Consider the following 24,643-nt stretch of genomic DNA (forward strand, 5'->3'; position numbering starts at 1 on the left):
GGGCTACGGGTGGAGCGGCCCCTGTGCCGCGACCGGACGGCGTACCGTCCGGTCATGCCCATACGCTCAGACCGTGATCGGGTCGACCTTGTCCGCGTCGATCTGCAGGTCGGCCAGGGCCTTGGCCACGACGTCGCGGCCGATGGCACCGTCGTCGGCCAGGGCCTTCAAGGCCGCCAGCACCACGAACTGCCGGTCCACTTCGAAGTGCCGACGCAGCGCTTCGCGGGTGTCCGACTGACCGAAACCGTCGGTGCCCAAGGCCACGAAACGGTGGTTGCCGATCCATGGACGGATCTGGTCGGCGTGGATCTTCATGTAGTCGGTCGCCACGATCACCGGCCCCGGGTGCCCGTCCAGCAGTTGGGTCAGATACGGTACCCTCGGCTCGTCCAGCGGGTGCAGCAGGTTCCAGCGCTCGACCTGCTGCGCCTCGCGGCGGACCTCGGTCAGGCTGGTCGCGCTCCACAGCTCGCTGCTGACCCCGTACTCGCGCTCGAGGATCTCGGCCGCGGCGATCACCTCCGGCAGGATCGAGCCGCTGCCCATCAGTTGCACGTGCAGCGCGCCTTTCGCTTCGCGCTCGATCGGCAGTCGGTACAGCCCTTTGAGAATGCCCTGCTCGCTGCCTTCAGGCATCGCTGGGTGGGCGTAGTTCTCGTTGAGCACGGTGATGTAGTAGTAGATGTCTTCCTGCTCGACGTACATGCGCCGCATGCCGTCCTGCACGATCACCGCCAGCTCGTAGGCGTAGGTCGGGTCGTAGGACACGCAGCACGGCACGGTCGCCGACATCACGTGGCTGTGGCCATCGTCATGCTGCAGGCCTTCGCCCATCAGCGTGGTACGGCCCGAGGTGGCCCCCAGCAGGAAGCCGCGGGCGCGGGCATCGCCGGCCGCCCAGAGCAGGTCGCCCACGCGCTGGAAGCCGAACATCGAATAGAAGATGTAGAACGGCAGGGTCATCACGCCGTGGTTGGCGTACGACGTGCTCGCGGCGATCCAGGACGAGGTGGCACCGGATTCGTTGAGGCCTTCCTGCATGATCTGGCCGTCCACGCTTTCCTTGTAGTAGGACAGGGTGCCAGCGTCCTGGGGCGTGTACAGCTGCCCGACGTGGGAGTGGATGCCGATCTGGCGGAACAGCCCTTCCATGCCGAAGGTCCGGGACTCGTCCGGGACGATGGGCACCACCAGCTTGCCGATGTTCGGGTCCTTGAGCAGGGTGCCGAGGATGCGCACGAAGGCCATGGTGGTGGAGATCTCGCGCTCCCCGGTGCCTTTGAGCTGCGCGTCGAGGATCGACAGCGGCGGGATCTGCAGCGGCTCGACCTTGGCCTGGCGCGCGGGCACGTGCCCACCCAGGGCGTCACGGCGGCTGCGCAGGTAGCGGGCCTCGGCGCTGTCGTCCTTGGGCCGCAGGTAGGGCATGTCGCCCAGCTGATCGTCGGTCAGTTCCAGGCCGAAACGGTCGCGGAACGCCTTGACCGCGTCGGCGCCCATCTTCTTGAGCTGGTGGTTGATGTTCTGCCCTTCGCCCGCCTCGCCCATGCCGAAGCCCTTGACGGTCTTGGCCAGGATCACCGTGGGGCGGCCCGTGTGACGGACGGCGGCGGCGTAGGCGTTGTACACCTTGACCGGGTCGTGACCGCCACGGGCGAGCTTCCAGATCTGTTCGTCGCTGAGGTCGCTGACCAGCTCCAGCAGCTCAGGGTACTTGCCGAAGAACTGCTCGCGGACGTAAGCGCCGTTCTGCGACTTGTAGGTCTGGTACTCGCCGTCGACGCACTCCATCATGCGCTGGCGCAGCAGTCCGGTCTTGTCCTTGGCCAGCAGTGCATCCCAGCCACTGCCCCAGATCACCTTGATCACGTTCCAGCCGGCGGCCCGGTACAGGCTTTCGAACTCCTGGATGACCTTGCCGTTGCCACGCACCGGACCGTCCAGGCGCTGCAGGTTGCAGTTGACCACGAAGATCAGATTGTCGAGCTTCTCGCGCCCGGCCAGGGAGATTGCCGCCAGCGACTCGGGCTGGTCCATCTCGCCATCGCCGAGGAAGGCCCAGACCTTGCGGCCCTGGTGCTCCTTGAGGCCGCGGTTTTCCAGGTAGCGCATGAAGCGCGCCTGGTAGGCGGCGGTGATCGGCCCCAGGCCCATGGAAACGGTGGGGAACTGCCAGAAGTCCGGCATCAGGCGCGGATGCGGGTAGGACGAGATGCCGTCGCGGTCCGTCTCGCGGCGGAAGTTGTCCAGTTGCTCCTCGCTCAAGCGGCCTTCGGTGTAGGCGCGCCCGTAGATGCCTGGGGCGGAGTGGCCCTGGATGTACACCATGTCGCCCGCGAACTGCTCGGTGCGTCCCCGGAAGAAGTGATCGAAACCGACGTCGTAGAGCACGGCGGCCGAGGCATAGGTGGCGATGTGGCCGCCGACGCCCGAGTGCTTGCCGGCACGCAACACCATGGTCAGGGCGTTCCAGCGGATGTAGGCGTTCAGACGGGTTTCCACGCCCAGGTCGCCGGGGTATGGCAGCTCACGTTCGGGCGCGATGCTGTTGATGTAGGGGGTGGTGACCCGCCCGTGGAAATCGCCGTGCAGGGAGACATCGAAATCGAGCAGCTGGTCGATGAGGAAGTGGGCCCTTGGCCGTCCTTCGACTTCCACCACCGATGCGATCGAGTCGATCCATTCGCGGGTTTCCTGGGGGTCTTCATCGCGAAGCGGGTAGCTCTGCGCCATCGGTCACTCTCCTTGTCTGGCAGCGGCGAATCGTTGTGCGGCTCGCCCTTAGTTGCACTTGCAATTGAATCTATCCTTATCTGCGTTATGATTGCAACTGCAATGAACGCTCGGCATTTCGGAGACCGCATGCCCCCCTCGCCTGACCTCTGGTACAACTTCATCCGCGCACACCGCTGCCTGATCCGCGAGATCGAACGCCGTCTGGCCGAGGACAAACTGCCGCCCTACGCCTGGTACGACGCACTGTGGGGCATCGAAAGCGGCCCGGAAGGCAGCCGGCGCATGCACGAACTGGCCGATGTGATGGCCATCGAGCGCTACAACCTCACCCGGCTGGTGGACCGTCTGGAAAAGGACGGTCTGGTGACGCGGGAAAAGGCCACCGACGACGGGCGTGGTGCCATCGCGCGCATCACCGACACGGGCCGAACCCTGCGCGCGCGGATGTGGGGCGTCTACAAGCAGGCGGTCGACGAGCTGTTCCTGAGCGAGTTCGACGAGGCGCAGCGCGACACCGTGGCCTTGGCGCTGGAGCGCGCCATCGGCAATGCACGCGCCAGTCGCCAGCGCCCTCACCCGAGCCGGTAGGCCTCCAGCGCCTCGGCCACGCGCTGCTCGCCGATCACACCCTGCCCGGCCAACCCACGCAAGGCGGTCGCCACGATCCAATGCCGATCGAGCCGCTGACCTGGCTCAAGACTGTCGCAGCCCAGGGCCGTGAACGGCGCCGTGACATAGGCGGCCAGTTGCGCGGCGACGAATTCGGCGTAGCCGGTCACCGCCACGATGGGCGAGGCTGCACCTGCCAGGCAGGCGTGCAGGTGGCAGCTCGCCGTCACCTTGCCGCGCCCGAAGCGGTTGCGCCGCGCATGACGCTCGGCATCGCGCGCCAGGCGCGTGTAGCTCGGGCAGCTCCACACCTCGGCGCAGACGCCCCACTGCTCCCGCAGCAAGGCCGCCGCGGCGCGGACTTCGCGCAGCATCAGCCCGGCACCGAGCAGGCGTACCCGCGGTGCTTGGGCGTCCTGGGGGCCTGCGTCCAGCCGGTACATGCCCAGGCTGGCCTGGGATCGATCGCACGGCAGCCCATCGCCGGGCTCGTCATGCAGCGTCAGGTAGTAGAAACCGGGTTTGCCCTCGACGTACAGGTCTTGCAGCGCGCCGGTCAGGATGGCCGAAGCCTCCTCACCGCAGGCCGGGTCGAACGGCGTGCACTGACGGTTGGCGGCCAGCCACAGCGGCAGCCAGGGGTGCGCGCCCTTGGCCCAGCGCGAAGGTGCCGATTCGATGTCGTTGAGGATGATGCCGCGTTCGGCAGTCTGCGCCGTGAGCATCGACAGGTGCGCCGAGGTGGGCGACTGGGTCAGGTAGAACAGCGGGCGTTCGTCGTTGCGTGACTGCTCGCTGAACCACAAGGGCCAGGCACTGACCGGGCCGGTGCCGGCGGTCTCGTCCATGCGATCGTTGATCACCCACAGACGGTCGCCGGCGGCGGCCGCCTGCTGCAGGCGCCTGACGGTCTCGGTCACGGTGAACAATGGCGAGGCCTGGGTGCCGTCAAGGGGGTGACGGGCGATGTGGGCGAGGCACGCCTGCGCAGCCGAACCGGTACTGGCGGTGTGCCTCAAGTGAAGATGGTCCATCCATGAAACTCCTCTGGCTGCCCTTGCAGGATGCATTAGGGATAATGCAGACTCGTTGCAAATGCAACCACAAGGATGGAACCTGATGAGCACCGCTGCCCTTTTCCGCCTGTACACCGCCGACACGCCCAACGGCCAGAAAGTCTCCATCGCCCTCGAAGAGCTGGGCCTGAAGTACGAGCAGATCGACCTCGACCTGGGCAAGAACGAGCAGAAGCAGCCGGACTTCGTCGCGCTCAACCCCAACGGCAAGATCCCGGTGCTGGTCGATGTGGCACGCCAACGCCCTCTGTTCGAGTCGGCGGTCATCCTCACCTACCTGGCCGACCAGCACGGTAGCCTGGGCGCCGAGGCCGACATGGACCGCTGGGTGGTCCAGCAGTGGCTGGCCTTCCAGGTCGGCAGCATCGGCCCGATGCTCGGCCAGCTGTGGTGGTTCCGCCATGGCACGCAGACCGTCAACGAACAGGCGCTGGAACGCTACACCAGAGAGTCGCTGCGCTTGTACGGCGTGGTCGAGAGCCAATTGAAACAGCGTCCCTATATAGCGGGTCAGCGCTACAGCATCGCCGACATCGCGCTGTTCACCTGGCTGCGCACGTTCGATGAACTGCACCTGGACCTCGAGCCCTTCCCGGCCGTACGCGCCTGGCTCGACACGCTCGAGGCTCGCCCGGCGGTCAAGCGCGGCCTCGAGCGCTCGCGCCACAACGTCACCACGCTGTAATCCTTGTCTGCTTGAAAAGAGGCACCGCGCATGATGACGCACACGCCGTTTTTCATCCGGCCCGGCCAGGACCCCAACCTGGCCACCCTTATCCAGCTGCTGCCGTCGGAGATCGATTGCCCGTTCACCTACGGCACCCTGGACAAGCGCACCTTGGGCCTGTCGAACTTCCTTTCGAGCTTTCCCATGGCCTGGCAGCGGGACTACTGCCGCCAGGCGCTGTACCGCGTCGACCCGGTCGTGGCCCATGGGATCGAGAGCGTGGCGCCCTTTTCCTGGCGCGAGGCCTGGCAGCGTCGACGGGTGCACGGTCAGGACGCCTACGATGACCTGATACGCGAATGCGCCCTGGAGGATGGCTACACCTTCGTGGTGCACGACCCGCACCAGCGCATGGGTCTGCTCAGCCTGTTCAACCGTGAACGCAACCCGGACTTCCACGCCGACATACGTCGCGTGGAGGGCGCCCTGCAGCTGGCGCTGGTGGCCTTCCACAGCCAGGTGAATGCGCCACGCACCGAGCCGGTGTCCAGCGACCGACCCTTGACGGTGCGCGAGCACACCATCCTGGGCTGGGTCGCCATGGGCAAGTCCTACAGCGAGATCGCCTGCATCTGCGACATCCGCGAACGCACCGTCAAGTTTCACATGGCCAATGTGGTGCGCAAGCTGGACGTGCACACCGCCAAGCAGGCCGTGTTCGAGGCCTCGCGCCTCGGGCTGGCCTGAGTCGGGTAGCGGTCGGGGCAGCACCAGGCCCTGACCTGTACCTAGGTGCAGTTACACAAACCCACACAGCGCACAATGATAAGGGGGCACTACAGGTCTAACCCAACAATAAAAGGACTTGCCCCATGTCGCTGTCAGCCCAGCCTGCCCTCTCCCGTGAAACGCCCGTGCTCGAGGACATCACCCAGCACGAGATTTCCGCCCTCAAGACGCGCCACAACCTCGCCGATGCCCACACCCATCAGCACCAGAGCGCGACCCAGGCCGAGATCGTGCGCCAGCTGCCCCGCCTGTGGGAGCGTGCGCAGAACCTGACCCAGTACGAAAGCGAGCAGGCGTTCATCAAGGCGTTCTATACCTTCCACGGCCAGCACCATGCGCTCAAGCGCAGCGACGAGATCTACCTGGTCTACGCGGCGTCGATCGCCATGCACATCACCGCCACCTTCCTGCGCAAGCACGACATGCGCGTGGGCCTGATCGAGCCGTGCTTCGACAACCTGCACGACCTGCTCAAGCACATGGAAGTGCCGATGTCGCCGCTGCCCGAGGCCATCCTGGCCGACCCGACCCAGGTCTACCGCCTGCTGGAAAAACACGCCCATGATCTGGATGCGGTCTTCCTGGTCGACCCGAACAACCCGACCGGCAGCTCGATGTTCGCCGACGGCCCGGAACCGTTCATCGAGGTCGCCCGCTACTGCCGCGACCACGGCAAGCTGCTGATCCTGGACTTCTGCTTCGCCTCGTTCCTCAAGGTGGGCAACCGTCAGCGCGTCGATGCCTACGCCATCCTCGACGAGGTGGGTGTGGACTACATCGTCATGGAAGACACGGGCAAGACCTGGCCGCTGCAGGACACCAAGTGCGCGTCGCTGATGTCCAGCGCCCGCCTGAACCCGGAAATCTACAGCATCGTCACCAGCGTGCTGCTCAACGTCTCGCCCTTCATCCTGCAGGTGGTCACCGCCTACATCGAGGACAGCCAGGCCGACGACTTCGCCTCGGTGCGCGACGTGCTGCAGGCCAACCGCCAGACCGCTCGCGAGTACCTCGACGGCACCCTGCTGCGCTACATCGAGCCGGCCATCGAGACCAGCGTGGCCTGGTTCGAGATCCAGCGCGAGGACCTGTCCGGTGACGCCCTCCAGGCCTACCTGCTCGAGTACCAGGCCTATGTGCTGCCGGGACGCTACTTCTTCTGGAGCAATCCCGAGCAAGGTCGTGGCTACGTGCGCCTGGCCCTGGCGCGGGACCCGGACGATTTCCGCGTCGCGATGCAGGTGATCCGCCAGGCGCTGGAGGCTTACCATGGCTGAGCGCATTCCCCTCATCGACGCCACGGTCTTCATGGGCATGCACCATGAGGACCCGGACCTTCGCGCCCGCACCCTGGCGTTCTTCACCGAGCGCTATGACGGCCAGGTGTGGATGAATTTCAGCCAGATCGGCCTGTGCGACGCGATCATCTGGAAAAAGGACCGCGCCTTGCAGGATGTGTACTACCCCTTCATGGACGTACTGCACTCGGACATGGACATCGTGCGCGTGGGCTACAGCGAGGCCGTGCTCGAACGTGCCGCCAACGACCCGGCCCTGACGATGCTCTCGCCCGTACAGCGCCTCCAGGCGGCGCAGGTCCTGGAGACCGAGTCGCCCTTCTACACCCACGACACCGACTACGCACGCTGCGACGTGCTGCGGCCCTTCCTCGCGCACTTCGACGACGCGCCCAGCACCCGTGGCTTCCCAGCGCCGCTGCAGGCGCTGTACCAGGCCTCGTTGGCCTTGCGCATCGCCGCGGAGGACTTTCACGATGTCTAGCCCGAGCGTACTGGTGCCCCTGGTGACCCCGCTCGACACCCAGGGCAACGTCTGCCGGCAGAGCGTGGAACGGCTGATCCGTGCGTGCAGCCCGCACGTCGACGGTTTCATTCCCTGCCTGACCTCCGGCGAAGGCTGGAGCCTGTCGACCGAGCAGTGGTCGGACATGCTCCGCCATACCCTGGCCTGCGCAGGCGCCACGCACCGCGTCATCGTCGGTATCGAACTGGCCACGACCGAGGCGGTGATCGAACGCGCCGCCCTGGCGGCCGAACTGGGCGCCCAGGCGATCATGGTCACCTCGCCCTTCGGCGGCCGACTGGACCAGCCGGCGCTGGTGGCGCACTACCGCGCCATCCAGGCCGCTTCGGACTTGGAACTGCTGGTCTACAACGAAGCGGCGCTATCGGGAAACGAAAAATCCCTCGAGACGCTGCTAGCGATCGCGCGTCTGCCGCGCGTCACCGGCCTGAAGGATTCGCCCTCCGCGCCACGCACCCAGGCGCAGATCGACCAGCTCCGCCAGGCCGGCCTGGCCTACTACATCGGTTGGGAAAAGGACCTGGCAGGCGAGCACGTCAGCGACGGCAACGTCGTGTCGCTGGCCAACCTGGAACCTGCGCTGTGCCGGATGGCCTGTCAGCCACGACAGCCCCAGGTGGCCACGCAGATCGGCCGTCTGGACGAGCTGTTTTCCCTGGGCGAAGACGACTGGTACGCGCACGTGAAGCGGGAATTGTCGGCCCGCGGCGTACTGGACTGTGCACTGACCACACAGGAGCGACGCACATGACTGTTTCGCAGAAAGCCTTGTTTCGCGCCAACCGCGCGCACATCGAACACCTCACCCCTGTCCCGGCGCAGCTGCTGGAGTTCGAGCGACGCTGGATCGACACCGCCATCGCCGAGAACCTGACCGAGCAGCAGCCGGCCTCGCTCAGCGAGCTGCGGCGCATGCTCGACGCCCTGGTGGCGCAGGACAAGGCCGACGAGCCGCCGACCGCACGGTATGTGGCCAACGACATGACCCGCGACGAGTTCAAGATCCTGGTCCAGGAATTCGCCCTCGACGGGCTGACCGAGGCGCAGGTGTTCTACCACCTGATGCCGCGCCTGAGCCTGTCGGCGCAGATGCCGATGCTGCGCATGATGATCGACGAGTTCGGCTCGGGGAACATCAAGCGCTCGCACACCACCCTGTACCAGGTGCTGCTCGAAGAGCTGGGCCTGCCAACCGACCTGGAAAGCCATATCCAGGCCAATGGCGAGGCGGGCTGCTCGTTCCCCAACATGTTCTGCTGGCTGACCATGCGCGCCGACGATCCGTCTTACTTCGCCGGGGTGATCACCTACTTCGAGACGGTGGTGCCGTTCTTCTTCGGCTGCTACACCGCCGCCTGCGAACGCCTGGCCATCGAGGCGCACCTGTACTACAGCGAGCACGTGCACATCGACGTGTTCCATGCCATGGAGGGTCAGCGCCTGCTCAAGGCCATGGACAACGACGGCCAGCTCGACCCGGTCAAGGCCTGGCAGGGCATCTGCATGGGCCGGGCGATCACCAACCATGCCTTCGACGAGGCGGTGTACAAGGCCCAGGCCAGCCGCCAGCCGACCCGGGAGCCTGCCCATGCATGAAGACGCCGAGCTGGCCCTGCGCCCGCCGACCTTCACCGTGCAGGTCGGCCAGGACGCCTACGAAGTCTCGAGCCTGTGCCCCCATCGCCAGGGCTGGCTGGAGCATGGCACCGTCAACGCCCACCGCCGCACCATCATGTGCCCGCTGCACTTCTCGGTGTTCAGCCTGGAGTCCGGCGAGCAGCTGACCGGCCCGCCGTGCGGCAACATCCGTTCACGCAAGCTCACCTGAGGGATCTGCGCCGGACCTTTCCTACAGGCCTGGCGCTTCGTCCGAGCACGCCCGCGACCCTCTGCCGCTTCGATTTCAATGCGGGTGAAGATCGAAGGTCGTGGCCGCTAGCGCCTTCAACTGGTCCTTCTCGCGTTGCAGTATCAACGCGCGTTCCGCATGGGCCAGCAGCAGTTCGGCCTGCCGGGCGCAGGCTGCCTTGAACAGGGGCGGGTTGATCTGCGACAGGCTGATCAGCGCCTTCAGCAGGCGCAGGTCGATTTCCAGCAAGCCGCCACCGTCGCGGCTCAGCGGCGCGAAGAAGTCATCGAACAGGTCATCGACGTGCAGGCCGCGCACGTACACCTGGTCGCATCCCGGCTCCCTTTGCTCCGTCAGCGCCTGGGGCTTGCCCCAGCAGGCCAGGGTCCTAACCCCGCGCCCGATCACGTCGATGGCCGTGCCAGGGTCGTTGGTGGCGGACGACAGCGCACGCGAGGCGATCTCCGACAGCACCGAAATGCCGAAGCGTGGGTCATGCTCGAACGTGCGGCGAAGGCCGATGGTCAGGGCCCCGCGTATGCGCTCCACGGTCTTTTCATCGTCCCACGTGGTCGCGTCGTCCAAGGGCACCAGACGAGCCAGGGGCAGGCCTTCGTGGACGAAGCTGCCCGGCAGCACCTCCAGGTAGATCCGCAGCCCCTTGTCCAGGGCGAGGGCGCCCAGGGCCTGCACGTCGATGTGCTGCACATAGCCGGTCTGAAGGCTGGCCAGGGAACGGGCCGTGGCCGGCACCACCAGTTCGGCGGGGTACGCCACGGCCCCCAGGTACGGCCAGCGGGCGCGCTGACCGAGCGAATGCATGGCCGCGGCCTCGACCCGGTCGATGGTCTCGCCGACCCGACCGAGCTTGGACAGGTGGTCGATCCAGCGCAGCAAGGTGTAGACGATCAGCAGGATCACCGCCAGGGTCACCACGAACAGCAGCGCCCTTCCCTGCGAACCATACACACCGGTGCTCAGGGCGATGATGCCGACCAGGCTGAACAGGAACGAGCCGATGAAGGTGGCCAGCGCGTTCTGGGTGGCGCTGTCCTCCATGATCAAAGTGGTGGCGCGTGGAGTCACACCGCTGCTGGCAGCGCTGTAGGCGCTGACCATGGTGCTCAGCGAAAAGGTGGTCACCGCGAGCATGCTCGAGGCGATGATGCCGAGGATCTTGTCTACTGCATCGGCGCCGATGCGCGTGGGCAGCGAAGCCGGGATCAGGTCCTTGAAGACCACCGCCAGCAGGGCCGTGACCACGCCGAGCAACGAAAACAGCGTCGCCCGGAACCACAAGCGTTTGGTGATGCGACTCAGTATCCAGCGCCAACGGGCGATCATGCAGGCGTCTCCAAGAGCTCCGATTGCTCGATTGAGCCGAACGTGGGCCGTTTCGTTCACTCCCGTGGGCCGATCGTTTGCATCGGCTGGCGCTGCCCCTTTATCATCGCCGCGGGTGCGTGGCGGCATGGGGCCGAGCGCAGGTTAAAGTTGACGCATTGGTCGGGCCGCCAATGGAGACCTGCCGTGTCCGATCGAAACCCGACTCCACCCCCGATTCCCCGCCCACAGATCCTCACCGAACGCGCCCTTTCGGCCGTGGAACGCTTCTTCCACATCGAGGCCGTCAGCGGCATCGTCCTGCTGCTGGCCGCCATCGCCGCGCTGATCTGGGCCAACAGCCCGGCCGCCGACAGCTACGAACACTTCTGGCACACCCAGGTCACCTTGGGCATCGGCGCCTATTCGGTCTCGCCGTCGCTGCACTTTCTGGTCAACGACGGGCTGATGACGATCTTCTTCCTGGTGGTCGGCGCGGAGATTCGCCAGGAAATCAAGGACGGCGCCCTGGCCAACCTGCGCCTGGCGACCCTGCCGCTCGGCGCCGCCCTGGGCGGTGTGCTGATGCCCGCCGCGCTCTACCTGGCGTTCAACCATGGCAGCGTGGCCAGCACCGGCTGGGCCGTGCCCACCGCCACCGACATCGCCTTCGCCGTCGGCGTGCTGGCCCTGCTGGGCAAGTCGATCCCCAGTGGCGTGCGGGTCCTGCTGCTGGCCCTGGCGATCATCGACGACATCGTCGCGATTCTGATCATCGCGGTGTTCTACACCGCCAGCCTGGATTACCTCGGCCTGGTCGTCGCCGCGGCAGGCGTGCTGCTGGTCCTGGTGCTGCAGCGCATGGGTGTGGGCAAAGCCTACGCCTACATCGTGCCGGGCGCGATCGTCTGGTTCGGCCTGCTCAAGACCGGCGTGCACCCGACCCTGGCCGGCGTGCTGCTGGGCCTGATGACGCCAGTGGCCTCCAAGCCGATGACCGAGCGCCCGCTCGACACCCTCCAGCGCACCCTGCATGAACTGGTCGACCGCTTCTCGCACCGAGGCGCCGATCCCCAGGCCGTCGCCGAGCCCCTGAAACAGCTGCGCCATGCCCAGCGCGAAGTGCTGCCGCCCGTGCAGCGCGTGCAGATGGGGCTGCACCCCTGGGTGGCCTACGTCATCATGCCGCTGTTCGCCCTGGCCAATGCCGGCGTCAGCCTGTCGGGCGTCGACCTCAGCGAGTCGGTGTCCCAGCATGTCTTCCTCGGCGTGATGCTGGCCCTGGTGCTGGGCAAGCCGCTGGGCGTGCTGCTCGCCAGCGTCGTCCTGGTCAAGCTGAAGGTCTGCGCCTTGCCCGAAGGCGTGACCTGGAGAGGCGTGACCCTGGTCGGCCTGCTGGCGGGGATCGGGTTCACCATGTCGATCTTCATCGCCGCCCTGGCCTTCGCCGACCCGGCCCTGCTGTCGGCGGCCAAGCTCAGCGTGCTCGCGGCCTCGACCCTGGCTGCCGTACTGGGTGTGTGCTGGGGCAAGGCCACGTTCGGCAAGGCCTACGCCGCTCAGCGACACGGGGCGTAAGGCCCGGCGCCTGGCGGCCTTCCTGGAGAGGGTCGCTGGGCACCTTGGCGTTTTTCCGACAGCGCGCCTACGCAGGCATCAACGAAACGGGGAAGCTCGCGTATCATGCGCGGCATTGCGCAGGCCTCGACCTGCCGCCCCTCCGATCGATGAGCCGCCCTCCATGAACCGTCAGAAAAAGCTCCAGCAATTGTTCAAGGCGAACGCCAAGAAGGCCAGCGCCAAGCTCGCGCCGCGCAACAAGAACCCCTATGTCAGCAAGGCCGACCGGGCGAAGGCTGCCGAAGAAGCGGCGCAGGCTTCAGCCGAACCGACCGCGCCTGCGTCCGACCTGCACGACTGAGGGTTCAGGCAGGTGCCGACGGCTTCGGCCCCTGCCCTCGCCTGCCGTCAACCGACGTGATGCACCGGCGCCTGCCCATACACGGGTGTCGCCACCCCCTCGAACCGCGCCTTCAGCTGCAGCGCCAGGTACAGCGAGTAATGCCGTGACTGGTGCAGGTTGCCACCGTGGAACCACAGGTTGTCCTGCTGGGTCGGCTTCCACATGTTGCGCAACTCCCCTTCGTAGGGACCAGGGTCCATGGTGGTACCGGAGCCCAGCCCCCAGCAGCGCCCGACCTTGTCGGCCACTTCGGGCGAGATCAGTTTGGCCGCCCAGCCGTTCATCGACCCATAGCCGGTGGCATAGACGATCAGGTCGGCCGGCAGACGGCTGCCGTCGGTCAGCACCACTGCATCGGCTTCGATGCGCTCGACGCCCAGGCCCGGGGCGCTCTTGAGGCGGATGGTGCCGTCGGCGATCAGTTCCGAAGCGCCGACGTCGATGTAGTAGCCCGACCCCCGGCGCACGTACTTGAGGAACAGGCCCGACTCGTCGTCGCCGAAATCGAGCATGAAACCGGCCTTTTCCAAGCGCTCGTAGAACGCCTGGTCGCGCGTCTTGATCGCCTCGAACAAGGGCTGGTGGAAGCGGGGCATGACTTTGTAGGGGATCGAGGCGAACAGCATGTCGGCCTTGTCGGTGGTCAGACCAGAGGCCAACGCGTCTTCCGAGTACAGCCCGCCGAAGACCAGCTCCATCAGGCTGTCCGAGCGCACGATATGGGTCGAGGAGCGCTGCACCATGGTCACTTCGGCACCGTTCTCCACCAGGTCGGCGCAGATGTCGTGGGCCGAGTTGTTCGAGCCGATCACCACGGCGCGCTTGCCACGCCAGGCGTCCCCGCCGGGATGGCGGCTGGAGTGGTGCTGCTGGCCGGCGAAGGTGTCGGCACCGGGGAAGCGCGGCACGTTCGGCACGCCCGACATGCCGGTGGCGAGGATCAGCTGGGTCGGACGCAGCACGCGACGTTCCCCGTCGCGCTCGACCTCCACTGACCAGGTGCCGGTGTAGTCGTCGAAGCTGGCGCCGAGGCATTCGGTACGGGTCCAGTAGTTGAGCTCCATGACCTTGCTGTACATCTCCAGCCAGTCGCCGATCTGATCCTTGGGCGTGAAGATCGGCCAGTGCTCCGGGAAAGGCAGATACGGCATGTGGTCGTACCAGACCGGATCGTGCAGGCACAGCGACTTGTAGCGGCTGCGCCACTGATCGCCGGGGCGTTCGGCCTTGTCGATGATCAGGGTCGGCACGCCAAGCCGCTTGAGCCGCGCGGCCAGGCCCAGCCCACCCTGGCCGCCCCCGACGATCAGGCAATAGGGCTGGGTGGTGATGCCTAGCGAGGCCTCTTCGTCGCGGCGGCGCTCGAGCCAGTTGCGGCGGTCGGCATGCCCATGGCCATGGTTGGCGCCCAGAGGACGGCGGCGCCCGGTGGGTTCTTCGAAGCCTTTGAGTTCACGCATGGCGGTGAGCAGCGTCCAGCACAGGCCGTCCTTGAGGCGGACGTAGCCTTTGCCGCGGGCGACGTCGGACTCCAGGCTGATCCAGCCTTCGAGCACGCCGTCCTCCTGCTTGGCCTCGCCTTCGAGTGCCCAATGCTGGGGATGCGTGAGGTCCAGGCGCGCTTCGAGCATTTCGCGGATGGCCGGCTTGCCTTCCAGGGTCAACAGGTTCCAGCTGAACAGCAGCAGGTCACGCCAATGGCACTCATCGCCGAACAGCGCGAGCGTGCCGTCCAGGTCGCGCTGGACGAGGCAGTCGTTCAGGCGGGCGACCCAGTCCGCGAGTTCGGTGGTCGGGGTGTGCAAGGGGGTGTCGAGGGCGACGTTCATGGGGGCTTCTCCCTGATTGTTGTTGTCGTGGCCCGGGAGACGGAGCAAAGGTCGGGCCAGCTCGCCAGAGGCCTCGTCGCAGAGCCTTCGCCTGGGTGGCGCGTGTCACGGCCCCTGCCACGGACGCCTGTGACTGTCACGTTCGCGTGAAAGACCAATGACAAAGTGTCACCCCAGGGTCCGGCAGAGGGGTGCGAACTTGGCTAAGCTGCGAGCAGACCGGTACCAGCGACTTGCGGAGCCCTCTGCCCATGACCTCGGCCTCGATCGACACCCACGCCCAACACGTGCTGCAAGCCATCCAGGGCGACCTTTCCGCGCCCGGCCTGCTGGCCGATGCCGCCATCACGCGCTCGTGGCGGCGCTGCCTGGACCAGCACCACCTCGACCCCGCCAGCCCACGCGCGCCAAGCGTGCTCGAACGGCCACGGCTGCAGGACCACCGCGCCCGGCTCGACGCCGTCATGGATGTCGCACGCTGGCAGATGAACAGCCTGCACCGGCAACTGGGCGAAGCCGACCAGGTGGTGCTGCTGACCGACGCCCAGGGCGTGGTGATCGACAGCGTGTACCGCGACGCCGAACGCGCCGCCTTCCAGCGCGCCGGGCTGTGGCTGGGCGCCGTCTGGCGCGAGGACTGCGAAGGCACCAACGGCGTCGGCACCTGCCTGGTCGAGCGGCAACAGGTCAGCATCCGCCGCGACGAGCACTTTCGGGGCCGCCATGCCGGCCTGAGCTGTTCGGCCAGCCCGATCTTCGACCCTCACGGTGAGCTGCTGGCGGTGCTCAACCTCTCCAGCGCCGGCCCGGGCCGGGACGTCTACCAGGCCCAGCACGCCATGGCCCTGACCCACCTGTCGGCGAAGCTGATCGAGAGCTGCTTCTTCCTCGGCCACGACCCACAGGGCTACCTGCTGCGCCTGCACCCGGACGCCCGCTTCGTCGGGCTGCTCGGCGAGGGCCTGATTGGCCTCGACGACACCGCGTGCATCCGCTCGATCAACCAGGCAGCGCTGGACCTGCTGGGCCTGACCCGCGAACAGGCCATGTGCGGCCGCCTGGCGAGCCTGCTCGCCACGCCCGTCGATCATCTGCTTGGCCAGGCCTGCACCCAACCGGGGCTAGCCTTGCCCGTGCGCCTGGCGGACGGGCGGACCTTCTACGCACAGGTTCGCGCGCCGCTCGCCTCACGGCCTCGACCTGCCCCCGCCTCTGCAAAACGGCCTGTGGGCGATCCGCACCTCTGCCTGGAAGACCCTCGCCTGCAGCGCGGGCTGGAACGTGCCGTACGTGTGCTGGAGCGCGACGTGCCGGTCTTCCTGCATGGCGAGACCGGCACCGGCAAGGAAGCCTTCGCCACCGCCCTGCACCGCGCCAGCACCCGCGCCGACCAGCCCCTGGTGGCGATCAACTGCGCGGCCATCCCCGAGACCCTGATCGAGAGCGAACTGTTCGGCTACCGCGGCGGCAGCTTCACCGGCGCACGCAAGGAAGGCATGGTCGGCAAGCTCGAACAGGCCCACGGTGGCGTGCTGTTTCTCGACGAGATTGGCGACATGCCGCTGGCGCTGCAGACCCGGCTGCTGCGTGTGCTCGAAGAGCGCCAGGTGGTTCCACTCGGCAGCGCGACCGCACGCCCTCTGGACGTGCGGGTGGTCAGCGCCAGCCACCAGGGCCTGTGCGAGCGCGTGGCGGACGGACGCTTTCGCGAGGACCTGTACTACCGCCTGTGCGGCTTCAGCGTGACCCTCCCCCCGCTGCGCGAGCGCACGGACAAGGGCCCGCTGTTCGACCGCCTGTGGCAAACCGAGACCCGGCACGAGGCGATACGCCTGGACACGGGCGTGAAGGAACGCCTGCTGACCCATGACTGGCCCGGCAACGTGCGGCAACTGCGGACCTGCCTGAAGACATTGGCAGCGCTGGCGATTGGGGGGCGAGTGAGCCTGGAAGACGTGGCGGACGTGTTGCCGGAGGTCATGGCACCCGAGGCCGTGGAAGACGACCCACTGGGCCGATCCGAGCGCGAGACACTGCTGAAGCTGATCGAAGCGGAACGCTGGCACATCGGCCGGGTAGCCACCCGCCTGGGGCTGAGCCGCAACACGGTCTATCGCAAGCTGCGTCAGCATGGGATAAGCCGGCAGTTCGGTGCCGGCGAAACGGAGTGTGGAGGTCAGGCGGGAGGCAATGACATGGATCGTTCGTCCCGCTTGTGCGATTGAGATGGAGAGGGGTCTGCCCACGAGAATGGCGGCGTACTCACTGGCCCAATCGCGGGCAAGCCCGCTCCCACAGGGTGCCTGCACAGCCATGCCTACATCGACGGGCCAAGGTGAACTCAAAGCCCTTCAAAACCGCCCAAGGCACGACCTCAATCGAGTACGACACCCATTGCGCCGAACAGTGTGGAAGCTGGCTTGCCAACGATGACCGCAGCCAGTACACCGAACGATGTGGGAGCTGGCTTGCCAGCGATGACGGCCTTCCCGTCACCGCATTTCTCTCCGTTCAGCGCCGACGCTCTATCGCATCAATAACCAAACCACAGCGGCCACAACAATCACCCCCAGCCCAATCACCCACTGAGGCAACCCCTTCCCCTGAGGCGGCGCCTGAACCTGCGCCTGCGCATGCCCCTGCCTTCCTGCCTGGGTAGACGCCTCCACTTCCTGCTCAGACCGCACCTGCGCCGCCGCCTTCACCTCGACCGCCACCGGCGTCTCCTCCCCGTTCAGCAACCGCACCACCCGCGGCCATCCTGCCTGTTCTGCCAACTGCAACGGCGTCTGCCCCGCCGCAGTGCGCGCCGAGGCATCCGCCCCATGCCGCAGCAGAGCACTCACCATCGGCGCATTGCCCGCCAGCGCCTCCCGATGCAGCAACGACCACCCCGCCTCATCGACATCGGTCACCGCGCCTGGGTGCTCTCGCAGCATCTCGTCCATGCTTGCGCTCAGGTTCACGGCCATGGGGTGATCCCCCTCCTCCAACCGCTTCAGCGCTTCCTGGTCGGCTGGCGTATCCAGCGCCCTCGACAACCGCACACGCGGCTGCCCCTCAGGCATCATCGTCAACTCCACAAAACCAGGCGCCCCAAACTCCAGCCCCCACGCCGCATCGTGCTCGGCACGCTCCTCGTTCGCCATCTCGCTGCGCATCGCATCGACGGTGAAGCCGCCGAACACCACCTCGCCACAGACGTACATCCAGTCGTTGAGCGCCGCCAATGGCAGCGTCACCCGCTCAGAGGCATCGAAGCCCGTGGCCCACTCCGGCTCGTTGAGCAGCATGCCGCTGATGGAGACGCCATCGAAGTCGACCTCGTTCAGCCACATGTTCTCGACCGTCGGCACTTCAGGGTCGTCGCTGTGAACGGGGAACGACATCTTCACGGCGGCCAGGCTCAGGCCCTTGACGATCCGGCGTGACTCCCAGGAAAGCTCGCGCCAGAAGAACTTGAAGGTGGCCTGAGCATTGGCGACGGCGGTCTGCAGGGCTGGGCTGTCGCCGCTGGTGGTGTAGATGGTTTGATCGGTCATGGGAGGGACATCCGTGTGGGGTGGAAATGTAGTCAGACCAGGGATTGGGGGGCTGGTTCTTGGGTGGGGTATGGGTTGTGGCCGGTAGCGAGCGTTGAGTAGCCTTCATAAGTCAGGGGCACGACTCAATACTTCCACAGGCTTGGGCATTGTTGAGCGTCGCTCCGCCTTGTGAACGGCGAGGATGGCTACGGTCGATTGCTGGGATGAAGCAGGCACGATGTGCCCCACCGTTGTCGCCAAATCCACATACTGGCTGACGCAGAAACAAACACCAGTCGTCCCGTTCCCAAGCAAGAGAGGGAAATTTCCTATGGACGAGACTGAGCTATGGCAGGCGCGCTCCCGATAGGTTTATCGAAGAGCGCTAGGCGATTCGAACAGTCAGCCGTTGGCCAGTCGCCCCCACTGTTCGACCTCGGGATACAACAACCCCAGCGTCCGCCGCGCCTGGGCGGCCTCGAGGTAAGGGAACAGCAGCCTGACCAGGTCATCGATGTCCATACGCTTGCCTGCCAGCGTGGGTGCGCACATCCAGAGCTTGACCTGCAGGTCACCGGCGATCGGATACGCATGGGGCGCAGCCAATGACTTGAAGCGGACCGGCGTCAGCGCAGGCAAGGTGCTGAACCCTGAGCGACAAAACATCAAGCGGATGGTCAGGTGCTTCTGATCGACGTCGAAGCCATCGAAGGTCACCCACGGCACCGGCTCCAGGGCGTTGGCGAAGCACAGCGTGTCGCGGGTCACGGCCAGCACGCGCTGCCCATGCCGCCGACGCAGGGCTTCGGCCACGACCAGGCCACCCAGGCCGGGCAGCAGAAACACCAGCGCCGTGACCACCATCAGCACAAGCAACCCCGCCGACAGATGCGCCGCCAGCGTCGTCGTCGCCTGCAAGAGCCAGCCACCCACGACCACCAGCAGCACACTCAGCACCGCGCAGGCGATGGCCTTGTCCAGGGAAGACTCGTAGATCGTGAACGACTGGGTCGGTCCATCCGCCGCGTCCTGCAGCATGTCCAGATGGGCCTCGCGCGCAGCCTCATCCATGGTACTGCAATCCGTCCAGCCGCTGCTGCGCCCGGGCCGCGTCACGGTACGCTCCGAGCAGCGCGGCGACCTCGTCAACGCTCAGCGTACGCCCACCACGAGCAAGGCCCGCCGAGAGGATGCGCACCTGCGCCTGATTGGGGTCCACCAGTGCCTGGTTGCAGAACGGCTGCATCTTCACCACGCGATGGGTCGGTAGCCCGTCGGCGTCGCTCAGGTGCAAGGTCTGCTTCAACATGCCCATGGCTTCCTTGTCCACCTCGATGTGCTCGACCTTGGACAGGTCCACCGGGCCGTCCAGGGTGTCGACGAACAGCTGTCGATGGGTCAGGCGCATGAACACATGGCGTCCGGCATGGCGGTGCTGCCAGGTGACCCACACGGCGCCGAGCAGGAGAAAGGCGCAGCAGGCGATCAGGTCGAGACGGCCCATCAGGAGGGTGATGCCCAGCAGCAGCACCAGCCCCACCACGGCAATCGGCCCCCAGATCTTGTAGACGGTGGCGTTGGTGAATTCGGTCTGCTCGGGCACGCGCTCGACGACCTGCTTGAGTTCGGTGATGACGCGCTGGCGTTGGGCTGCGTGGGCGTGGTCGGGCTGGGGGGAGCCCGGGTGTTCAGGGATACTCATGCGTAGGGTCCTGGTCGCGGCCAAAAGCAGGCTGTACGTCGTCACGGCTGCACGGCGTCGTCATCGAGGGCGAAGAAGCCACCGAGAATGCCGCGCATGGGCGATCTACGGGCAGTGCCGTTGGGCCTGAATAAAAGAGGACAGACATTGAAGTAGACGAACGGGGGGCTGGCAACGGCGGTAGGCGTGTCGCACAACAAATGGGCTACTGCTCACAAGGGCACGTGCTGCAAGTGTGCGGGAGTTAACACTTAGGGTGTGCCGAATCAACGCGTATTGACGCCATGAAGGGTCACGCGCGATCGGTGACGTAGGCCAGCACACCGTCCAGATCGTTCAATGCGTCGCCGTCGTCGAGGGTGGCACTGCCGCTGTCCACTACGAGAAACCCATCGAACGCTGCCGTGCTGACCAGGATCAACCGCCCACCGGAGTCGTCTCCCACGGCCACATGCCCCTTGAAGTAAGTGGCGACCTCGAAGGTGCGATTACGCTCTTCGATCTCGTCCGTCGAATAGATCAGGACTTGGTCACAGAGAAAAGCGCCATCGTGGTGTTTCCAGCATTCGGCGATCCACGACGTACGGGCAAGGCCCATGCGGTTGCATACCGCTGCAATAGCCGCCTCGCAAGCGCCTTCGGGTCCCTCTTCAGGGTACATCATGGTTCGCTTCCTTCAGACGTTGACTCGATGCTGGGCATCATACGTTGCCGGGCGAGGCTTGCTTCAATGTCCTACTGCCCGGCTTGTGACACATCCCAACGCAAGCAAGGCCATATCTGCGGCTATCGGCGGTAGGACGGCGTACCCAGCGGTATCGGCTGCGGGTTGGCGATGACCCAGTCTACTGCCCGTTCACAGAGTCGGTCGCTGTGTTCTGCAGGGTCGTTACCGTTCTTCAGTACAGACGCAGATGCACGGGTTTCAGCCAGCGCCGCATCGCTCAAGGCTACGCCGCTGCCCAGGTACTCTACCAGCGCCTTCAGCATTTTCTTGAAATCGGCGTCCCAGTTGGCGGCGCCGTTGTAGTTGATCTCTACCGAGAGGCGACCACTGAGACGAATGACCTCCCCTTGCACCGTCGCCGCCGCCCCAGAGGACGGCACCAGCCATTCCCACAATTGCTGATGCTGGGCAGGCCAACCCTCTGCCGTCACGAGGATCGTGTCTCGACCGTTATGGAGCTTGCGCGCAGCGACGGGCGGGACATCGAACAAGCGATAGAGTGTGGCCAGGGCAGCATCGGTGGCGGCCAGAGCCTCAGGGTTGAAACGAGCGCGATGAAATTCGAACTGCTGCCCGATACGCTGCACGTCATCACGCTCAGCCTTCCCGATGGGAACACCTGCCGCCAACAAGATCCGAGCAATGCGCGCCATGGGCTCGATGTCCGCATTGGAGGTCGTGAGCAAGGCGAGGTGCAATATGGTATCGGCCTGCCGAGAGCTGACCTCGACCTTGGCGCCTCGGCGGATCAGGGCAGCGACTGCGTCGGCCTTGTGGCTCCTGACCGCTGCCTGCAATGGCGTCTCGCCCTGATAATCCTGGGCCTCGATATCGGCTCCCAGGTCCAGTAGCAGGTCGACTCCGCCTTTCCAGCTCGAACTGCGGTTATGCAGCGCCGTTCGTTGGTACTCGTCACGGGCGTTGATGTCCGCGCCCTGCTCCACCAGCCAGCGAACCAGCTCGTCGGGGCAGTTGTAGAAACTGAGTGCCGTGTGCTTGCCGTAGCCGCCGGTGGCTTCGAGGCCGCATGTATCGAAGACGGCAGTCAAGTCGGTGAATGACGCCTGCTCCAGCAGATCACCGAAATCCTTGGGGAGGGTTTTTCTTTTTCGTTTGGCCATGGGGTGGGCATCGTCCTGATGAGGTGAAGGTTCATCATAAGATGAGGGGTCATCGAGTGCAGGGTTGGTGGCTCACGGCGGCGGTACGTTCGATGGGCAGCTGGCACCGGATGTCAGCGACGCGGACGCAGGCACCGCTGCCTTGGTAGACTATGCCCGCTTCACGCCAAGCGGCTCGATTCAACGCGACACGCCTATCGCCGCCCTTTCTGAACTCAGCACGACACGCACCCTACATGCCTCAAGAATTCGCTGCACACGCACCAGCACAACGCCAGGATCCTTGCCGAAGGTTCTCCGTTGCGTCGATGATGGATCGGGTCGATTAAAATTACTAACCATGAATTATTGGGCTTTGAGCACAATCTAAGTTTTGTTGTAGCAAAATTTCAGCAAGCCTGAAGGGATGACCGCGTACATAATCAGGCAGAAGTGCCATTCCAGGCTGATACTGCAGGTTCTTCTCCACGCACAACTCATCAGCTCGTTCTTAGCGATCCCAGACTGAGTCGATACTGTATGTACATACAGAATTGACCGCAACCTATCATAGACATTGACACGACCGGCTTCGAATTGAGCATGCCGACCCTGCATGAACTGCTTCAGCAGCAGTGCAGTATGCTCTGCCACGAAAACGAACATCTCCGGATTGAGTTGACCAAAACCAGGTTCAACATCCAGAAGCTAATTGAGATTAACCAGGCGCCAAGGCCAGGCGCGCGAATGGCACGCACATCCGGCTGGTGATAATCCAGAATTGGCTAGAGACCTGCCACGTGATCGACGTATCGACGCGATTCTCCGACCAGTGTCCCCTATTGAGTGGAAAGCGTGTGCGCGGCAGTTGTATGTAGGTGACAGTCCGTCGCGCTTTCTAAGGGCTAGATTCCAGATGAATTAGTTAATTCAAGGTCGCCGTTTTGCTGCTGCCGTCGGCCCAGGCTTTTGAGATTGCTTTTGCTTGCCTTTGACTGAACGACACTCAGACCAACGGGATTTGCAATCCGATAATAAAAATCATATTCTCCAAAAAATCATAGATAATTCATTTTCGCAATGAGGCAAACTTTAACTTTAGTGAAACCCTTGGAAATTGAGATGCAGTGTGCGGGCTGCTTAACTGATTTTGACATCAGCACTGCCTTGTAGCGCCCTAACTGCTACACTAGATCAGTAATATCAGCTCGACGACAGATTAAAAACGCTAGACACTAATAGTCCTACAATAATACATAATATGAATTGCTTAATACGCTATACGAGAAATAACTACAAAAACCAAAGCCGAGCATGAAAATTCAAATCAAACAAAAGCGCCGCAGCAAAAGCGTTATACATCAGCCAAATAAAGTTTAAATACAAAGAAAACTCATATTATTATGAGACACCCTCCACACTTGGCTTAGTGCGGCTAGGACCTAAAAATCAAGATCACCAATAACTGCCGCACTGTGCACTTCAGATATTAAATCCATCATTTATAATGATCGTATCAGCCAACTGGCCAAGCTACGACTTGCTAAATTTAGCACTAGGTCGTTAAGTGAAGACAGAAAATTCCTATCAATATTTTCTCACCTTTAGCGATTCCTCGAGGGCAAAAATGAATTCTATCTTGATGGCGCTCCAACTTAGTGTGCCACCAAAATATCCTCTCCGAACCGTCCCATTCTTTCAACCTCTCTCTTCTAGCAACTCTATTGTTTTTTGTGGCGCCGTTTTCATCCGAAAGATTTACGCCGAAAGCTCCAAACTTTGCTTCGGCCTCCTCCCATGGACCTACAAACACAATACGCCCCTCATCTGAAAGAGCTGCCAAATGTTTGACCAACGTCGGGATTAAGCAAACGTAAGATTTGCTCATCCCCTTGATACCATTAAATGACCCAGAAACAAAATCTAGATTTCTGAAAGCCCTTGCGGAAAATGTCTCGAGACCAGCCGGGCAGTCAGTCAGTTCTTCTACGATCCAGCGAAACATCAACTCGTCATCTCGAGCATCGCCTATAAACCACATGTCGATACTATCCTGACCAACAACAACCTTCTTGCAGCCGGCAGGATCGCGTCCAGATCCAACTATACATGCGATCGGAGACCTTCTATCTTGCAGCATCTTACTATGCACCCAAGCTACTGACCGAGCACCTACATGTAATATGCCATCTATCCTAGGATCCACAACTTCAACAAGCTCACCATCCATCATTTCCCATGTTTGAAGGCGATTGAAAGCTACAGCAAGTCTAGCCTGGATTTCTGGCAACAACTGCACTGGAGAATCATCCGCGAATAATTCCCAAATTGTCATCTCCCCATAGACATGTCTGCAAAACAACTCTTCAGAATAGCAGCACGCATCTCCCGCCAACATTATATCATCAATAACATCGAGAACCGATTCAATTAATTCGCAACAAAATTCAGCACTCACTCCATTGAAGTCCATAACAGACTCATCCACAACATATTGCATCTGCATTACCTCGGCCGACGTATCCTTGTTAATTCTGAGACATCTAACTGATACTGATCAAAAAATCCTTTTGGCCAAGAAGATATACCTCCTACCTCAGTGAATTTTAATGCTAATGGCTCAGCGCCGCTTGAGTCAAAATAGTGCACAATAGCGTCTTGCGCTTGCAAACATTTGTGATGACCTATTGCTAGCCTAATGCCATTTAAGACGTGATCCGAATGAGTTTCAACGACAACCTGCACTCCAGATGCTGCAAGTCGAGCTAAGAATAAGCCCATACACGACTGACCAGCCGGGTGCAAATGCGCTTCTGGGTTTTCCACGATGAATATTCCATCACTAGCTGCGGTAAGCCCTCCAATAATCACTGGCAAAGCGTAGGTCACCCCAAATCCCATATTTGTAGGCTTCACCCACAG

General features: G+C 63.6%; 20 protein-coding genes and 1 pseudogene. 11 read left to right on the top strand and 10 right to left on the bottom strand.

Annotated features, from left to right (window positions below; translation table 11 throughout):
- Positions 1–66: 66 nt before the first annotated feature.
- Complete coding sequence (aceE, locus tag APT63_13110) at positions 67–2,736, bottom strand: pyruvate dehydrogenase (GenBank protein ID AMA46482.1); 2,670 nt, start codon at positions 2,734–2,736, stop codon at positions 67–69.
- Positions 2,737–2,865: 129 nt separating this feature from the next.
- Here aceE and APT63_13115 point away from each other — a divergent pair, with 129 nt between their 5' ends.
- Positions 2,866–3,327: a MarR family transcriptional regulator gene (locus APT63_13115; protein AMA46483.1), complete on the top strand. Its 462-nt coding sequence runs from the start codon at positions 2,866–2,868 to the stop codon at positions 3,325–3,327.
- On the opposite strand, the gene APT63_13120 is transcribed toward APT63_13115, so the two are convergent.
- Positions 3,312–4,382: a pyruvate dehydrogenase gene (locus tag APT63_13120; protein AMA46484.1), complete on the bottom strand. Its 1,071-nt coding sequence runs from the start codon at positions 4,380–4,382 to the stop codon at positions 3,312–3,314. The two genes, APT63_13115 and APT63_13120, sit on opposite strands and share 16 nt — an antisense overlap.
- Before the next feature lie 85 nt (positions 4,383–4,467).
- Between APT63_13120 and APT63_13125 the strand changes: the two genes are divergently transcribed.
- From APT63_13125 to APT63_13155, 7 genes are all read left to right on the top strand, one after another.
- Entirely contained in the window at positions 4,468–5,109 is a 642-nt protein-coding gene (locus APT63_13125; protein AMA46485.1) for a glutathione S-transferase, read from the top strand.
- Positions 5,110–5,139: 30 nt separating this feature from the next.
- The gene (locus tag APT63_13130) at positions 5,140–5,838 is read left to right on the top strand and encodes an acyl-homoserine-lactone acylase (protein AMA46486.1); all 699 of its coding nucleotides are present in this window, start codon (positions 5,140–5,142) and stop codon (positions 5,836–5,838) included.
- A gap of 125 nt (positions 5,839–5,963) precedes the next feature.
- A complete protein-coding gene (locus APT63_13135) occupies positions 5,964–7,157 on the top strand; it encodes an aspartate/tyrosine/aromatic aminotransferase (protein ID AMA46487.1) in 1,194 nt (397 codons plus the stop codon).
- Complete coding sequence (locus APT63_13140; GenBank protein AMA46488.1) at positions 7,150–7,662, top strand: hypothetical protein; 513 nt, start codon at positions 7,150–7,152, stop codon at positions 7,660–7,662. Before APT63_13135 ends, APT63_13140 begins: the two co-directional genes overlap by 8 nt.
- Positions 7,655–8,455 (top strand): dihydrodipicolinate synthase family protein, encoded by an 801-nt coding sequence (locus tag APT63_13145; protein ID AMA46489.1) that lies wholly within the window; start codon positions 7,655–7,657, stop codon positions 8,453–8,455. The genes APT63_13140 and APT63_13145 overlap by 8 nt, the downstream gene beginning before the upstream one ends.
- Positions 8,452–9,300 carry a hypothetical protein gene (locus tag APT63_13150; protein AMA46490.1) on the top strand — a complete coding sequence of 283 codons (849 nt, stop codon included), beginning with the start codon at positions 8,452–8,454 and terminating at the stop codon, positions 9,298–9,300. The genes APT63_13145 and APT63_13150 overlap by 4 nt, the downstream gene beginning before the upstream one ends.
- The gene (locus tag APT63_13155; GenBank protein ID AMA46491.1) at positions 9,293–9,532 is read left to right on the top strand and encodes a (2Fe-2S)-binding protein; all 240 of its coding nucleotides are present in this window, start codon (positions 9,293–9,295) and stop codon (positions 9,530–9,532) included. Before APT63_13150 ends, APT63_13155 begins: the two co-directional genes overlap by 8 nt.
- A gap of 75 nt (positions 9,533–9,607) precedes the next feature.
- On the opposite strand, the gene APT63_13160 is transcribed toward APT63_13155, so the two are convergent.
- Positions 9,608–10,897 (bottom strand): hypothetical protein, encoded by a 1,290-nt coding sequence (locus APT63_13160; GenBank protein AMA46492.1) that lies wholly within the window; start codon positions 10,895–10,897, stop codon positions 9,608–9,610.
- Between the two features lie 186 nt (positions 10,898–11,083).
- Between APT63_13160 and APT63_13165 the strand changes: the two genes are divergently transcribed.
- Both APT63_13165 and APT63_13170 read left to right on the top strand, forming a co-directional pair.
- On the top strand, positions 11,084–12,454 hold the full coding sequence (locus tag APT63_13165) for a sodium:proton antiporter (protein ID AMA46493.1): 1,371 nt from the start codon (positions 11,084–11,086) through the stop codon (positions 12,452–12,454).
- A 163-nt stretch (positions 12,455–12,617) separates the two neighbouring features.
- A complete protein-coding gene (locus tag APT63_13170) occupies positions 12,618–12,797 on the top strand; it encodes a hypothetical protein (protein ID AMA46494.1) in 180 nt (59 codons plus the stop codon).
- 47 nt (positions 12,798–12,844) lie between these two features.
- On the opposite strand, the gene APT63_13175 is transcribed toward APT63_13170, so the two are convergent.
- Positions 12,845–14,668 carry an FAD-dependent oxidoreductase gene (locus APT63_13175; protein ID AMA46495.1) on the bottom strand — a complete coding sequence of 608 codons (1,824 nt, stop codon included), beginning with the start codon at positions 14,666–14,668 and terminating at the stop codon, positions 12,845–12,847.
- Between the two features lie 251 nt (positions 14,669–14,919).
- On the opposite strand from APT63_13175, the pseudogene APT63_13180 reads away from it, so the two are divergent.
- Positions 14,920–16,812: pseudogene (locus APT63_13180) on the top strand (Fis family transcriptional regulator).
- A gap of 381 nt (positions 16,813–17,193) precedes the next feature.
- Here the strand turns inward: APT63_13180 and APT63_13185 are convergent.
- From APT63_13185 to APT63_13210, 6 genes are all read right to left on the bottom strand, one after another.
- Positions 17,194–18,210 (bottom strand): hypothetical protein, encoded by a 1,017-nt coding sequence (locus APT63_13185; protein ID AMA46496.1) that lies wholly within the window; start codon positions 18,208–18,210, stop codon positions 17,194–17,196.
- 384 nt (positions 18,211–18,594) lie between these two features.
- Positions 18,595–19,263 carry a hypothetical protein gene (locus APT63_13190; GenBank protein AMA46497.1) on the bottom strand — a complete coding sequence of 223 codons (669 nt, stop codon included), beginning with the start codon at positions 19,261–19,263 and terminating at the stop codon, positions 18,595–18,597.
- Entirely contained in the window at positions 19,256–19,894 is a 639-nt protein-coding gene (locus APT63_13195; protein ID AMA46498.1) for a hypothetical protein, read from the bottom strand. Before APT63_13195 ends, APT63_13190 begins: the two co-directional genes overlap by 8 nt.
- A gap of 292 nt (positions 19,895–20,186) precedes the next feature.
- A complete protein-coding gene (locus APT63_13200) occupies positions 20,187–20,558 on the bottom strand; it encodes a hypothetical protein (GenBank protein ID AMA46499.1) in 372 nt (123 codons plus the stop codon).
- 122 nt (positions 20,559–20,680) lie between these two features.
- Entirely contained in the window at positions 20,681–21,742 is a 1,062-nt protein-coding gene (locus APT63_13205) for a hypothetical protein (GenBank protein AMA46500.1), read from the bottom strand.
- A 366-nt stretch (positions 21,743–22,108) separates the two neighbouring features.
- Positions 22,109–22,387: a hypothetical protein gene (locus tag APT63_13210; protein ID AMA46501.1), complete on the bottom strand. Its 279-nt coding sequence runs from the start codon at positions 22,385–22,387 to the stop codon at positions 22,109–22,111.
- Positions 22,388–24,643: the final 2,256 nt, after the last annotated feature.

The sequence above is a fragment of the Pseudomonas monteilii genome, assembly GCA_001534745.1.
Classification (GTDB): domain Bacteria; phylum Pseudomonadota; class Gammaproteobacteria; order Pseudomonadales; family Pseudomonadaceae; genus Aquipseudomonas; species Aquipseudomonas alabamensis.

Bases quoted from the DNA above. Each gene is read 5' to 3' on its own strand.
- APT63_13175 (AMA46495.1), bottom strand. From the start codon at position 14,668: ATGAACGTCGCCCTCGACACCCCCTTGCACACCCCGACCACCGAACTC.
- APT63_13200 (AMA46499.1), bottom strand. From the start codon at position 20,558: ATGATGTACCCTGAAGAGGGACCCGAAGGCGCTTGCGAGGCGGCTATT.
- APT63_13210 (AMA46501.1), bottom strand. From the start codon at position 22,387: ATGTTCGTTTTCGTGGCAGAGCATACTGCACTGCTGCTGAAGCAGTTC.
- APT63_13125 (AMA46485.1), top strand. From the start codon at position 4,468: ATGAGCACCGCTGCCCTTTTCCGCCTGTACACCGCCGACACGCCCAAC.
- APT63_13190 (AMA46497.1), bottom strand. From the start codon at position 19,263: ATGGATGAGGCTGCGCGCGAGGCCCATCTGGACATGCTGCAGGACGCG.
- APT63_13185 (AMA46496.1), bottom strand. From the start codon at position 18,210: ATGACCGATCAAACCATCTACACCACCAGCGGCGACAGCCCAGCCCTG.
- APT63_13135 (AMA46487.1), top strand. From the start codon at position 5,964: ATGTCGCTGTCAGCCCAGCCTGCCCTCTCCCGTGAAACGCCCGTGCTC.
- APT63_13150 (AMA46490.1), top strand. From the start codon at position 8,452: ATGACTGTTTCGCAGAAAGCCTTGTTTCGCGCCAACCGCGCGCACATC.
- APT63_13120 (AMA46484.1), bottom strand. From the start codon at position 4,382: ATGGACCATCTTCACTTGAGGCACACCGCCAGTACCGGTTCGGCTGCG.
- APT63_13205 (AMA46500.1), bottom strand. From the start codon at position 21,742: ATGGCCAAACGAAAAAGAAAAACCCTCCCCAAGGATTTCGGTGATCTG.
- APT63_13115 (AMA46483.1), top strand. From the start codon at position 2,866: ATGCCCCCCTCGCCTGACCTCTGGTACAACTTCATCCGCGCACACCGC.
- APT63_13140 (AMA46488.1), top strand. From the start codon at position 7,150: ATGGCTGAGCGCATTCCCCTCATCGACGCCACGGTCTTCATGGGCATG.
- APT63_13145 (AMA46489.1), top strand. From the start codon at position 7,655: ATGTCTAGCCCGAGCGTACTGGTGCCCCTGGTGACCCCGCTCGACACC.
- APT63_13195 (AMA46498.1), bottom strand. From the start codon at position 19,894: ATGAGTATCCCTGAACACCCGGGCTCCCCCCAGCCCGACCACGCCCAC.
- APT63_13170 (AMA46494.1), top strand. From the start codon at position 12,618: ATGAACCGTCAGAAAAAGCTCCAGCAATTGTTCAAGGCGAACGCCAAG.
- APT63_13130 (AMA46486.1), top strand. From the start codon at position 5,140: ATGATGACGCACACGCCGTTTTTCATCCGGCCCGGCCAGGACCCCAAC.
- APT63_13155 (AMA46491.1), top strand. From the start codon at position 9,293: ATGCATGAAGACGCCGAGCTGGCCCTGCGCCCGCCGACCTTCACCGTG.
- APT63_13160 (AMA46492.1), bottom strand. From the start codon at position 10,897: ATGATCGCCCGTTGGCGCTGGATACTGAGTCGCATCACCAAACGCTTG.
- aceE (AMA46482.1), bottom strand. From the start codon at position 2,736: ATGGCGCAGAGCTACCCGCTTCGCGATGAAGACCCCCAGGAAACCCGC.